Source organism: Bacteroides cutis (genome assembly GCF_900241005.1).
In the GTDB taxonomy this organism is placed as follows: domain Bacteria; phylum Bacteroidota; class Bacteroidia; order Bacteroidales; family Bacteroidaceae; genus Bacteroides; species Bacteroides cutis.
Genome location: NZ_OEST01000004.1, coordinates 371,155 through 384,771, shown reverse-complemented (window position 1 = coordinate 384,771; position 13,617 = coordinate 371,155). Strand labels below are relative to the sequence as shown.

General features: G+C 37.7%; 9 protein-coding genes. 4 read left to right on the top strand and 5 right to left on the bottom strand.

Annotated elements, in window-relative coordinates:
• Nucleotides 1-10 precede the first annotated feature (10 nt).
• The 4 genes from C1A09_RS11150 to C1A09_RS11135 all read left to right on the top strand — a co-directional run bounded on the left by C1A09_RS11150 (nucleotide 11) and on the right by C1A09_RS11135 (nucleotide 4,760).
• The gene (locus C1A09_RS11150) at nucleotides 11-1,414 is read left to right on the top strand and encodes a DUF4959 domain-containing protein (protein WP_158557829.1); all 1,404 of its coding nucleotides are present in this window, start codon (nucleotides 11-13) and stop codon (nucleotides 1,412-1,414) included.
• A 13-nt stretch (nucleotides 1,415-1,427) separates the two neighbouring features.
• Nucleotides 1,428-1,820 carry a DUF4998 domain-containing protein gene (locus C1A09_RS11145; RefSeq protein ID WP_117737661.1) on the top strand — a complete coding sequence of 131 codons (393 nt, stop codon included), beginning with the start codon at nucleotides 1,428-1,430 and terminating at the stop codon, nucleotides 1,818-1,820.
• A 185-nt stretch (nucleotides 1,821-2,005) separates the two neighbouring features.
• On the top strand, nucleotides 2,006-3,343 hold the full coding sequence (locus C1A09_RS16355; protein WP_180949213.1) for a TolB family protein: 1,338 nt from the start codon (nucleotides 2,006-2,008) through the stop codon (nucleotides 3,341-3,343).
• A gap of 4 nt (nucleotides 3,344-3,347) precedes the next feature.
• Nucleotides 3,348-4,760: a DUF6057 family protein gene (locus tag C1A09_RS11135; protein WP_145998983.1), complete on the top strand. Its 1,413-nt coding sequence runs from the start codon at nucleotides 3,348-3,350 to the stop codon at nucleotides 4,758-4,760.
• A gap of 107 nt (nucleotides 4,761-4,867) precedes the next feature.
• Here the strand turns inward: C1A09_RS11135 and C1A09_RS11130 are convergent, their stop codons facing one another.
• The 5 genes from C1A09_RS11130 to C1A09_RS11110 form a co-directional block, all read right to left on the bottom strand.
• Nucleotides 4,868-6,589, bottom strand: coding sequence for a glycosyl hydrolase family 18 protein (locus C1A09_RS11130; protein WP_101544082.1), 1,722 nt, complete (start codon nucleotides 6,587-6,589; stop codon nucleotides 4,868-4,870).
• A 14-nt stretch (nucleotides 6,590-6,603) separates the two neighbouring features.
• Nucleotides 6,604-7,863 (bottom strand): MFS transporter, encoded by a 1,260-nt coding sequence (locus C1A09_RS11125; RefSeq protein ID WP_101544080.1) that lies wholly within the window; start codon nucleotides 7,861-7,863, stop codon nucleotides 6,604-6,606.
• Nucleotides 7,864-7,893: 30 nt separating this feature from the next.
• The gene (locus C1A09_RS11120) at nucleotides 7,894-8,628 is read right to left on the bottom strand and encodes a 6-phosphogluconolactonase (protein WP_101544078.1); all 735 of its coding nucleotides are present in this window, start codon (nucleotides 8,626-8,628) and stop codon (nucleotides 7,894-7,896) included.
• A 14-nt stretch (nucleotides 8,629-8,642) separates the two neighbouring features.
• Nucleotides 8,643-9,584 carry an ROK family protein gene (locus C1A09_RS11115; RefSeq protein ID WP_101544075.1) on the bottom strand — a complete coding sequence of 314 codons (942 nt, stop codon included), beginning with the start codon at nucleotides 9,582-9,584 and terminating at the stop codon, nucleotides 8,643-8,645.
• Between the two features lie 128 nt (nucleotides 9,585-9,712).
• Nucleotides 9,713-13,603 (bottom strand): hybrid sensor histidine kinase/response regulator transcription factor, encoded by a 3,891-nt coding sequence (locus C1A09_RS11110; protein ID WP_101544073.1) that lies wholly within the window; start codon nucleotides 13,601-13,603, stop codon nucleotides 9,713-9,715.
• Nucleotides 13,604-13,617 lie beyond the last annotated feature (14 nt).

The window sequence follows — 13,617 nt, the reverse complement described above, 5'->3', positions numbered from 1 at the left end:
TAATATGAATATGAAAATAGATTATTTAAAACGATTAACTTTATTCTTGCCAGTACTGTTACTTTGCTTGGCAAGTTGTAAAGATGATGATAACATCTCAAGTTTAGGAGCTGTGACAAACATAAACTGGACACCTATCAGCGGTGGAGCAATCATTACTTTTACAGCTCCAAACAGTAATGAACTTCTCTATGTGAAAGCAGCCTATACCAATTCGTTAGGCAAAGACGTCTTCAATGTAGTAAGTATTTATGATAATAAAATTGAAATCAGTGGATTGGCAGACGAAGCGAAAGAATATCCGGTAGCTATATCCGCAATCGATAAAGAAGGAAAAGAATCTCCGGTAGAAACAATCAAAATAAAACCTGGACGATCATATATTAACATTATCAATGACAATCTTCAAATTATTGAGATTGTAGGAGGTGTAGAGTTACGATGGACCAATCCTTCTGGTGAAGATAATGGTGCCGGCGGAAAAGCTGTATACATAACGCTGAATTATACGGATGGTGACGATATAAAAACACGTTATCTGAGTTCAGCTAAAGAAACAGCCAAAGTCAAAGTTCGTGGCATTACCCCAGGTGTCCATAAATTCAGTTTTACTGTAGAAGACATGATGGGAAATAAAACAACCGAGTCGTCCCAAATAGAATATGATATCAAGGAAGAAGTAACCATTCCCAAATATATAGATGATGAAAACGGTTACAGAACCTATATTTGGACATTGGTTGACGACCAAACTACACTGAAAGAAAAATGGGAAAATACGAACAGAGCTATTTTTGACGGTGTAATAGACAATAAGGATATAAAGGAGGTAATTACTGACGCATCCGGTTCCTATGACCAAAGTTATGCGGGAACAGAAAAAGGCGAATATGGAAACTCTTGGCCATGGGATACAGACCAAATGGATATTGTTATCGACTTACACCAAACAATTAATATCTCCCGTATCAGAGCATGGCAACGTGCCCATTGGTATGGTTGGAGTAATTATGCCCAACATTGGTCTACAGATGGTACAAGTAAGGATTATTTTTACTATGAACCTGAAAATCTTAAATCATTCAAAGTTTTTGGTTCAATGAATACACAAGAATGGTTCTTGATACAAGATTGCGATATCGCGACAAATACTGACCAAGGGCCACTTCCTGTTCGTGAAAACAGAACAGTATATTCATTTGAACAAAAAGCCGACTGGACGACATGGATGCCCAACCAAGCTTCATACGACGCAGCATTGGAAGGACATTTATGGGAACTGGATACTATGTCACCGGAAGTACGTTATATAAGGATACGATTTACGTCTAATTGGGATACCAGTAAAGGTAGTTGTTCCGGACTCTCAGAAATCACATTTTATGGTGGTATTATCGAAGAAGAATTAGATTAAAAGGAGGAACATTATGAAAAAAGTTATATATTTTATATTATGCTCTTTTACAGTATTAATCAACATATCTTGCGAAGGTATGGACGAGAACTATAAAGACTATCGGGATGAACATCCCACTTATTCACCAGCAGTGACCGAGGTAAATGCCATATCACCGGAAGCGGGTTCATTAACACTCACTTGGACTTTTCCAAAAACAGATCGTATAAAATCTGTAGAGATTGTTTATAAAGAATCAAGTACGAAGTCCGAAAGTGTAGAAGTCGGTATGAAAACAGAGTATACTCTCAGTGGATTATTACTGCAAAGTTATACTTTTGAAATATATACCATTGATATATATGGTAATCGTTCCATACCTATTATCAAAAACTATACTCCCATCCCTGGGCGTGAAGGATAAGTAACAGTTAGTTTGACACTAAATCTGAAGAGTGTGTCCGGTATAAAACCGGACTCACTCTTGTTTTCATTTTATTAGAACCCTTATCTATCATGAAACACATTCCTTTTATACTGATCTATTATTGGTCGTTTTTTATAATTTCAGCATGTTCCAACAGCCATAGCAATACTATTGAGAAATCAATGGAATATCCGAAGATTTTCCCTGACTACACCTTTGTGACCATTCCTGCAAATATTGCTCCCTTAAATTTCCGGGTAGAAAAGGCTAATAATATCAAAGTTGAATTTACAACTCTCAATGGGACTCCATTGTTAACTGTATCAGGGGGAAAAAGACTTAATATTCCAGAGAAGAAGTGGAAACAACTAATGAATAATCAAATAGGTAATACACTTTGCGTTACCGTTTCTATCTGGAGTCCCCAATATCCGCAGGGTATCATTTACAAACCTTTTGAAATAAATATCAGTAATGACCTCATCGACCCATACATTGTTTACCGTCTGATTGACCCCGGCTACGAGCCATGGAATCACATGGGAATTTATCAACGTGAGCTGTCATCCTTCAAAGAGAAAACCATAGTAGACAATCATAAGAACACATTGAAATGCTTTAACTGTCACTCTTCTTGCAAAAATTCGTCTGATATGTTTCTTTTCCATGAACGTGGAAAAGAAGGGGGAACTATTATCGTAAAGAATGGAATAGTTCAAAAAATAGACCTAAGTAAAATGGGAAAGCACCAACATGGTGTCTATCCAGCTTGGCATCCCAATGGAAGATGGATACTATTCTCGTCCAACATGACCTTGCAATCATTCTATAATAGAGGGAAAAAAGCCATAGAAGTATATGACAGTAGTTCTGATTTACTACTTTATGATTCAGAAAAGCAGCAGGTTCTGACAGATACACGTTTTAACCAATCAAATAATTGGGAAACCTTTCCCACATGGAGTCCTGACGGAAAAACACTTTATTTCTGTTCAGCAATCCCGGAAGAAAATATTCCTGTAAAATGTACCAACGTGAAATATGCTATTTTATGTGTTAATTTCTCAGCGGATAACGGGACATTTGGACAACAAATTGATACACTATACAATCCGAAAAAACGCCATGGCAGTGCATCTCATCCACGCGTTTCGGCAGACGGACGTTATCTGCTTTATTCGGAAGCAGCTTATGGTACTTTCCCCATATGGCATTCGGAAGCAGATCTTAAAATTATAGATTTAAAAGAAAATAAAGAATTAAATACCAATATTCTGAATAGTCCGGAAGCTGAAAGTTTTCATTCCTGGTCATCCAACGGACGATGGATTCTCTTTACCAGCCGCCGAATGGACGGAAGACATACACGGTTATATATCGCACATTTCAGTAAAAATGGACAAATAGGAAAGCCATTCCTACTTCCACAAAAAAATCCGGAAGACAACTGGACACGTATACAGTCATATAATGTCCCTGACTTTGTAAAAGGTGAGATTAAATTTAAGTATAATTACTAACATTATGAAAAAGATTATTCTATTCCGGTTACTTTTGGCTGGTATCCTATTCGGGCTCTGGTATATTTGTTATCCTCATACAATCCAACATCTCGAAGAAACCACTTTCTATGCTAATATTCCCGACTATTTCTATAAATATCATTCATTACCTACAGATTTTATCAAAATAATCGGTAACTATATCGCACAATTCTATCAATACCACTGGGTAGGTGCAATTCTACAAACGATCTTCGTTCTATTCGTTTTAGCAGCTTGTGATATAATATTTTATCGGTTATTAGGTAACCGAAAATGGCTTTGGATATCCTTTATTCCATCTTATATATTTGCCATACAGCAAACAGAGAAAGTAGGTATTGAGTTTTCCATAACATGGGTTATCATTATTTGGATATTGGCTATAATCAGCCTATTGATACGAAAAGTTCCTATTATTACTCATATCCCCCAAACAGATAATAAATACCTATTAAAGATTTGTGAATATTCTGTTCCCATCATCTGTATATTATTAGTTATACACAATTTGTTGTATAACCCCAATCGCCTATACTTTGAAAAGATGCAACGGATAGAGCACGCCGCTGTCAACCATCAATGGGATGTAATACTAAAAGAAATTCCCAATGACATACAGCCAATAAGAGAAGTACAGTTCCGCTATTTCCTGTTAGCACTTAGCGAAAAAGAACTATTGGGCGAATACCTGTTTCACTTTCCAATAAGAAATGAAAAAGATTTTTTATTTGATACACAAGGTTCTGTCCCATATCGTTTCAATTCTCTATTTTATTGGAATTTAGGATTACCTAATGAGGCGATACGATTCGCTTTTCAAGAAAATCAGGCTGGAGTTTCCGGTGACATGACTTTTGCAGCCACACGGCGCTTGGTAGACTGGTACATGCAAAAAGGAGACATTAGACAAGCCAAATTCTATCTAAATATACTTTCACATAGCACTTGTCACAAAAAATTTATCAGAACTCGTAATATCTTTCTACAACAGACTACCCAACCGGATATACCACACAGAGTATTTTTTATCAATGCCAAATTATCAGTAACAGCACTCTATTTATTAGAATTAGACTGTACAGATCAACGTGCACTTAACTATCTGCTCTGTTGTTTATTATTAGAAAAAGAACTGGATTCTTTCTATAGTATGTTCCGAACTTATTGGTCTGAAGAAAAGGCTATTCCTACTCACTATGCAGAAGCCCTACTAATGCTTTCCGACAAATATCCTGAAATTTTAAGCCACTATGACATCAGTAGACAAAAGCAAACCGAATACAAAGAATATTCAGAATTACTTCAAAAAGGTTCATCCGGTCTCCAAACAATAAATATGAAATATCGTAATACATTTTGGAGATATATGTTATTCAACCAACAAAACTATTAACAAATAATAAATAGAAGCGTGGATTACTCAACCGGAAATGAGAATATAAACTTCCGGAAGAGTAACCCACAAAATTTACATCAGAAAAAGATAGCTAAATCTAATTATTACTTATCCAATACCCATTGTATCGCATTATGGAACATTTGGGTGAAAGCTTCTGTCTGATATAACTTCGAGCTATGTCCTATTTGGAAATAAACATTCCGTGCTTTCTTATACGGATTTATCCAAATTATAGGATGATCACCCATTTTTATATCAGAAGCCGGTTGGTAACTGTATTCATCCACATGTGCCAAGACATGCACATTGGGACGTGGACTTTTATCATAGGTGTACCATTCATCATCAGGAATTACAAATGTATCGGGTATCCCTTGCATCACCGGATGTTGCGGATCTTCTACCACAGCTACACCATCGGCAAGCGGTGCTATATAGCTTTTGAAACGGATACCACCCATAAAATTCGAGAACCATTGCCATAAGGGATATCCATCAAACTCTCCCAACAAAGTAGCATGATGAAAACCAATCCAGCCACCATAACCTTTATCAATATAATTAATGAAAGCCTCTTGAGCCTCGTTACTCCAAGTATAAGGCGGGAAGTCGAGTTGAATGATCAAATGGAATTGCTTGAGATATTCTTCTGTTATCGGTTTTGTATTATTGATTTCCGTTACTTCAAAGTTCAACTTCTCACTTTCTTCATTGAGCCATTGTAAACCAGCATCCGTAAAGCCTTCATGTTGTCCACCGCGTTCTGTCAGCACCAATACCCGACGAGTAGCAATCTTTCCTTTCTTATATTGAATTAAACTTTCATAGAGCGTACGGCTCATATCCCCTTGAAAATTATCACCTGCATAGTCCCAATACATACCTCCCAGTAAGTTATTATCCAATACATATTGACATTTGATTGCAAGCGAACGGGGATTTTCAAAACCAAAAACAAGAGTACCCTTCTCATCAGCCAAATATGGAACTTTTGCCACTTCATCCCATTCTTGAGTAAATCGCTTATCCGAAGTATCTATCTTATTAAAATCCTGAAAATTAGGATATTTTTTTCCACCACGGCCATAGAAAGGTATCCCCATCACCAATTTGGAAGCAGGAATACCTGCTGTTAGATGAGCCTCAACTGCTTTGGAAGCAGTCATCCATCCACTGTTGTCCGAGGAATAAAGAGCAGCATGGTGTTTGGGAGCAGTTCCCATATCATAAGACATGATATTAACAAAATCGATATAGGGCAAAATTGCTTTAAAATCAATATATTCAGCCGAAGCCACTGTAGCAAGAGTAAGTAATTTTTTCTTACCGATAGCTTTCCGGATATCACGCATCAAGAAAGTAAAGTTCTTGGTATCATCCGGTGAAGAAGAAATATCAGCGGCAGAACTAGTAGGATATTCCCAGTCAATATCTATACCATCCAACCCATACTCTTTTACTACACGTTGGCAATCTTTAGCAAAAGATTTACGATAATTTTCATCAGCTGCCATCTCACTAAAACGGCCACTTCCCCAACCACCGATAGACAACATGACTTTCAATTCCGGCTTCTGTTTTTTTAATTCAACGATCCGACGCAAACGTGTTTCATTGGCTATCCCTACACCGTTAAATGTCTCACTAACGTGTCCAAAAGCATAATTAATATGTGTCATGTATTCAGGATTCGGTATAACCTGACTCCAAGAAGTTACATAAGCCACAATAACTTTTTCACTCAAGATACTTTTGGTCTGCGCACTGCCGTATGAAACAAATATTGCCAATACAGCCATCATGATAATTTTCAGTTTCTTCATAAGTATAATTTTATTTAATCAGCAAATTGACGAATACGTGAACCTATCAAAGCATAATACAACATAAACATTTCTCCCAAAAGAACAATAAGCCAGGACCATCTCCAACTACCCAAAATGTCTGCCAATACTCCTTGTAACAAGGGTAATATAGCTCCGCCCACTACTCCAATCATAAATACTCCGGAAGCAATCGATGTATATTTCCCCAAATGAGCTACGGACAGAGTAAAAATTGCCCCCCACATAATTGAATGGAACAATCCAACGGCTGTAAGCAACCAGGGATTATTAAACAAAATGGCCAGTAAAGCAAATACTCCCGCTACTATCGTTGTAACCGTCAATTGTACACGAGGAGAAATTTTACTCAACGAACTACCCACCAAACGCCCTACAAGCATACCACTCCAATACAAAGTAGCCATTAATGCAGGAGAGGCATAATTCATTTCAATAGCATAAAGATTGATATTGGCACCTATACATACCTCCACTCCTACATAAAAAAAGATAGCGCAAACCCCAAAAGTCAAATGTTTGAAAGACCAGATGCTTTTTTCGAGTTTTTCACCTTTTTCTACACGCGTCCCTTGTATATCGGGTAAAGATAACTTTATCAATAGAAATACAATCAAAGAAATGACTACCATTAACACTAAAAACGGCATCATTAATTGATTAATTTGGATATCTTCCATTGCTAAACCGCCAAATACAACACCCGTCACAAAATAAGGAGCAAGTGTAGTACCCACGGAGTTGGCGGAGCCACCTATAGCCAGGCGTTGAATGGATTGAGTTCCCTTTACGTGGCATGCAGTAAGATAAGGATTAATGACTACTTGCAAAATAGTGGCAGATGCACCTACCACAAAAGAACCTGCCAAGAAAATCAGAAAACCGATAGGTATCACATTCCCACTTACTCCCCAGTTGACATCCGGGTAGTGAACCGTGAAATAGGAAGAAACAAAAAAAAGTCCCAAGCCTGTTATCATCACCAATAATCCACGAATCAGGGTTCCCTTATAACCATATTTACTAATCCAGGATGAACCGATACCGCCACAAACGGGATAAGCCAAAAACCAGGAAAAAGTAATCAAGGTAGCGAAAGTATTTTTCAACCCTCCGACTTCGGCAAGGAATGTTGCTTTCAACGGACCTTGAAACTGCGTATTGGCAGTGGTCAAAAAACCTACTATCAAGAATAGGAATACCATTGTGATGAATGGTCCTATGTGATTTACCTGTTTTTCTTGTTGTGTCATAAAACCATAGTATTAAATAAATGAACCGAATTATCTATTGGTTAGCGCCGCAGCCGAAGTATCATCCAACAAAAACTCGCAATTAGGATGCAGCTGAAGGACAGATGCCGGAACATCAATAGTTACCGGTCCTTCAAGCATCTTCTTTACAATCTCTGCCTTATTCTCTCCTTTAGCTACTAATACGATCTTACGAGCCTGCATAATATTCTTTATTCCCAATGTTACTCCTCCTAACCGCATTTCGAGTGATGAATTAGTCTCTCGTCGAATACGTTCTTCCAGACGATTGTCCATCTGGGTAACCCATGTTTCACTTTCAAAAGGTGACTGGGGTTGATTAAATCCTAAATGTCCGTTTTCCCCTAACCCCAAAATCAGCAAATCAATTCCCCCGCGTTTTTCTATTTCGAGCTGGAAGTTTTTACAAGCTTTCACAAAGTCATCTGCTTGAGTAGGTAACATTAAGAAGTTTTCTTCTTTGATGTGTAATGTATCTATCAATTCTGTTTTTAGCATAGTATAACAAGCACCCACATACTCACGCGGAACATTTGTTACTTCATCCAATCCAAAGAAGGTTACACCTGAAACATCAAACGGATATTGGATATATATTTCTCCGACAAGTCTATGAAGATTGCCCGTAGTACGCCCTGTTGAAAGTCCGATAACGCAATTATACTTATTCAATACCTCACCGATAATACGCCAAGCTGCAATACAATCAAATTCTCTCTCGTTTTTGGCAACAGTTATTTTCATAATAGAAGAAGAAGTTACATATTCATAGCTACAGCACCTGCACCCAATAAGCCTATAAAATCAGGATTCAATTTTGTAATGACAACTCCGTTACTGACAAACCGCATTGTAGTAGAATTTAGTTGTTCCAGAATTTTGGAATGTATATAGCCATCGGCTACCACACCACCTCCCAGCACAATAGTATCCGGATCGGTCATACGTACCAAATTCATTATCAAGTTAGCTAAAGCTGCCGAACCGTTCTCTACCAGTTTTTCGCACAGAGGATCGCCTTTCTGACTTAATGCAAAAATCTCGCTGACGGGAATTCTTTCTCCTCTGTCTGCCGGAATATGTAGATTAGTTTCATACTCCTCACACAGAAGCCGGGCGCAACGGTCAAAACCAATTCCCGAAGCTATTGCCTCAACACAGTCCATACGTCCACAAGTACATTTAACACCAACATTCACACCAACGCGTACATGCCCTACTTCCCCTGCATTAAAATGACTTCCACGTATCTGCCTACCATTAATTACCGTACCGACTGCAATACCAGTACCGACATTCATATAAATAAAATTCTTGGATATTTGTCCAAATCCCCAGACACGTTCGGCTCTTGTTGCACTCTTTACGTCATTATCTATATGGCATGGCATACCATATAAATCTGACAGTTCTTTAGCCAATACTATCGGCTGTGTCCTACTCGGATCAATCTGTAACCAGACACCTTCATCCGGGTCTACCCTACCAATTAATCCTACACCCATTGCCAACGGTTTCTGGTCATACCAACCAACCGTTTTAATGTAATCATCAAGTGATGTCTTTATGATTTCCAATGCAGCCTGTTGATTAAAAAAACCGGAATCATACTTCTTATATTTCAAGATGTTTCCACGGTTATCTATTTCACCTATCAACAATTTAGTACCGCCCAAATCAAGGCCCAAATACGTTTCCATTTTTGTTCTATGCTTTATGTAATATTTCTTTCGACAATATTACGCACTTATAGAGAAACGAGGGTTCATTTTTTAACAAAAAAGGTTTGTTAACCGTCCGAACAAGTTTGAATATAGTTATTATTACTTTAAATTTTACTTGGACTAATACCAAACTGTTTTTTAAAGCAAGTACTGAAGTATTTGGGATCTGAAAATCCCACCATAGAAGAAACCTCTCCAATAGCGTATTTTCGCGAAAGTAATAGCTCCTTCGCTTTGTTCAAACGTACAATACGGATAAAATCGTTAGGTCCTTGCCCGGTCAATGTCTTTATTTTGTTGTAAACGGAAGTACGGCTCATACCTAGCATCCTACAAAAGTCATTGATAGAAAGTTCCGAATTTGCTAGTTCCGTATTAACAACCTCCATCACCTTATCTAAAAATTCTTTATCAAGCTGAGTGGTATAGGCGGTCTCTTCAATAACAGTATCCATAGAAAGAACAGTTTCACGAAGATGTTGTCTACTTTGGAGGATATTTCTTAAACGAACTTTCAAAACAGATAAATCAAAAGGCTTGATAATATAATCCGTTGCACCAGCTTCCAGCCCCAGAATAATATTTTCGCGTTCATTGAGTGCCGTTAATAAAATGATAGGAATATGGCTCGTATCGACAGAAGATTTCAACATCCGACAGAGTTCATCACCTTGCAATACTGGCATTACAATGTCTGAAATAATAATATCCGGATTCATCTCTTTTGCCATTTCCAACCCCTGCCCACCATCCATAGCCATAACAACTTTATATTCTGATGACAGACTGTCTGTGAGATATTCGCGCATATCTTTATCGTCTTCTATCAAGAGTAGAACGTCTTTATCCGCACAATCCACTTTTTGCGGCGTATCTACTCTGGATGTTGTTTTCATGCCGTTCTCTACTGTCTCAACGACTATTACCTCTGCTGATTTAATTTTTTGCGGAAAGGTTACCACAAAAGTGGTTCCAACACCTTCCACACTATCAAATGATATTGTCCCATGATGTTGCTGTACCAGCCGACGAGTAATCATCAACCCGATACCGACTCCGGTTTCCTGAGAGTTAACAACATTTTTTGCCCGATAATACTCGTGGAAAATATTATTCTGTTCATCTTGCGGAATACCAATACCTGTATCCCTTACTTCAATAGACCACTTTTTGGAGGCCTTCTTCACCGTAATACCAATTGTTCCTTTTTCCGTATACTTCAAAGCATTAGAAAGCAGATTGTCGATAATGTGATCCATCTTTTCTCTGTCAAGCCAAATCAAGGGCATATCTGCTTCAACTTCCAGCTGTAAATCAATTTCCTTTTGCCGGGCTGCTATCCGAAAACCAGATATCTTTTCTTCCATATATACCTTGATATCCACTAAGACTACTTTCAAAGAGCCAGGATATTTTTCCGTTCTCTGCAAATCCAGCAGCTGAGTTATCATGGTGAATAACTTTTCTACATTCCGTGCCGCTACCGCAACTTTCTTCTTACTTACATCCGACAAATCAGATTGCATCTCCAGCTCGCTCAATGGAGCTTTAATCAGACTGATAGGAGTACGTATATCATGGGCTATACTAATAAAAGAGTCTATCCGTTCTTTAATCCTGTCCTCATTTACCTTATGTTTCCTAAATTGAATTAGTAAATATATAAAGGCAGAAAAGGAAATAGCATACAACAATAAAGCCCACCCAGTAATCCAATAGGGTGGATTTATCACTATGTCAAGATCACGTTTACCTAAAAGTTGTCCCGTATACTTGTCGAAAGCCCGTAACCGAAATACATATTTACCAGGAGAAAGATCCATGTAATTTACGCTCTGCACAGAATTTGTACCTTTCCACTCATCAATAAAATTTTCCAACATATATTCATATCTTATTTTATGAGAAGCCATAAAATTAATAGCCGAAAAAGAAATAGAGAAAGAGTTTTGTACATACTTAAGTCTGATGTTCTGTGTATCGTTAATATTCTTTTCCAATGGAGATCCCATACCTGCCTTTACCGATTGATACAACAATTTGAAATCCGTAAATATCAGGTTGACCGTATTATTCTGCTCCAAATTAAAAGAAGGGGTAAAGAGTAAAGCTCCCTCCGCAGTACCAAATGCAAGATTTCCGTCACTTAATTTTAAGGCAGAGTTGGGATTATAATATCCCCAGCTTATATCCAGAAAGTCGTTAGCACTGATAATGATATTTTGGGTTAAATCCATACAATAAAGTTCTTTTTCCGTATTGAACCAAATACGGCCTTCATTATCCTCCAATAAACTATTGATTGAATTGGAAGCAAGCCCATCACTGGTTGTATAAGATTTTGCCTGTTCGGTATCTGGATTAAACCTTATCAAACCGTCTCCATCCGTTCCCATCCATATATCCCCTGTTGATGACTGTAAAAGGCAACGGACGGGAAAACGTAGAGTGATATTACCAAATTCGTGATGCCACTGTGTTTTTCCTGTTGATTTATCAAAAAAAGCAAGTCCATTACAACCGGCAAGCATCAACGAACTTCCATCTCCGACAGGTTTTATATCTCCGATACAATCAATCGGATAATAAGTATATGCATCTGTCCGTATGTTATATCGGGTGAAATCCCCCTCAATACCGCCTAACCAGATATTATCGCCTTCCGCATACATCGCATAGATATAATCTGTAGCTATCCCTTTATCTCCAGATTTATCCTTTTTACCCATCTGCCGTATCCGCCCCGTCTTTTTCTGAACGCAATACACACCTATACCATACCCACCTATCCAAATATTTCCTCTTCTATCTTCACATAGAGTTAAAACCACTTTAGCACCATGTCCCCTACCATTCAGAAAATGTGTCCATTTTCCTTGTTTGGGTTGATACAAACTGACACCATTGTTCGTACCATACCAATAATCACCTTCCGAATCCTGTAATATAACGTTTGTATGATTGGCGATTAATGAATTAGAATTATTTTGTTCATGTTTCATCCACTTCACATCTGGTATATCCGGATCCAAATAGCTGATACCATTGGTAGAAGTACTTATCCATATTCTATTATACTCATCTACACAAATATCTGAAACCGTATTACCATTCAAGCTTCTTTCATTATCTTCATCCGTCACATAGTGTTCTATAAGTTCTCCCGTAACGATATTGATACGGAAAACTCCTGCTCCATCGGCACCAACTAATAAAGTATTATCTTTAGTCTGGGCAAATGCACGAATAGGAACATGTGGAATAATGTCCTTGAAAGATTTTACCTTACCCGTTATCAGGTTTACAGAAAACATTCCATCGGAAAAAGTTCCGATAAACAAATTCAGCCCGGATGTATACAAGGATTCAAAATGTACCCCAACCAGAGAAGGAAAAACTTCTTCTGAAAAAGTACAGTTCGGTTCATCCAGTTTCAGTTTATAAAGATGCGTATTCGTCCCTGCAAAAAAAACTGAATTATCTCTTTGAACAAGACAATAAACCGTTTTTCCTTTCAGTCCCGCCAATGTTAAACCTTCCTCTTCATTCCAGGAATAAATCCCCGATGATGTACAAATCCACAAATGATTATTATCATCGAACAAGATGTTATGTAAAGTTAAACCGGACAAAGAAGAAAACAAATCAATATGCAGTCCGAAAGAGTCGGTACGTTTATCGTAAGTATAGATTTTTCCACTTTTCAATGCAATCCAAAGAGTTCCATTTTTATCACAACACATCACGGTTGATGATAAAATATGATCTTTGGAATCACTTGTTCCTTCAAGTTTATAGTGTCGTATTTCATTTCCATCATAACGGTCTACCCCCATATGAGTATACGCCCATATAAATCCAACAGAGTCTTTAGCAATTTGAAAAACCTGTCTGCTACTTAATCCTTCTTTCACATTCAGGGATCGAAATGTACCGGCAAACAAATTTGCGCAAACAAAAATAAATACGAATATGATGAATATATGTTTTTTCATGTTGCAATATTACG

Excerpts from the sequence above, each read along its gene's own strand:
- C1A09_RS11150 (WP_158557829.1), top strand. The coding sequence starts at position 11 with ATGAAAATAGATTATTTAAAACGATTAACTTTATTCTTGCCAGTACTG.
- C1A09_RS11145 (WP_117737661.1), top strand. The coding sequence starts at position 1,428 with ATGAAAAAAGTTATATATTTTATATTATGCTCTTTTACAGTATTAATC.
- C1A09_RS16355 (WP_180949213.1), top strand. The coding sequence starts at position 2,006 with ATGGAATATCCGAAGATTTTCCCTGACTACACCTTTGTGACCATTCCT.
- C1A09_RS11135 (WP_145998983.1), top strand. The coding sequence starts at position 3,348 with ATGAAAAAGATTATTCTATTCCGGTTACTTTTGGCTGGTATCCTATTC.
- C1A09_RS11130 (WP_101544082.1), bottom strand. The coding sequence starts at position 6,589 with ATGAAGAAACTGAAAATTATCATGATGGCTGTATTGGCAATATTTGTT.
- C1A09_RS11125 (WP_101544080.1), bottom strand. The coding sequence starts at position 7,863 with ATGACACAACAAGAAAAACAGGTAAATCACATAGGACCATTCATCACA.
- C1A09_RS11120 (WP_101544078.1), bottom strand. The coding sequence starts at position 8,628 with ATGAAAATAACTGTTGCCAAAAACGAGAGAGAATTTGATTGTATTGCA.
- C1A09_RS11115 (WP_101544075.1), bottom strand. The coding sequence starts at position 9,584 with ATGGAAACGTATTTGGGCCTTGATTTGGGCGGTACTAAATTGTTGATA.
- C1A09_RS11110 (WP_101544073.1), bottom strand. The coding sequence starts at position 13,603 with ATGAAAAAACATATATTCATCATATTCGTATTTATTTTTGTTTGCGCA.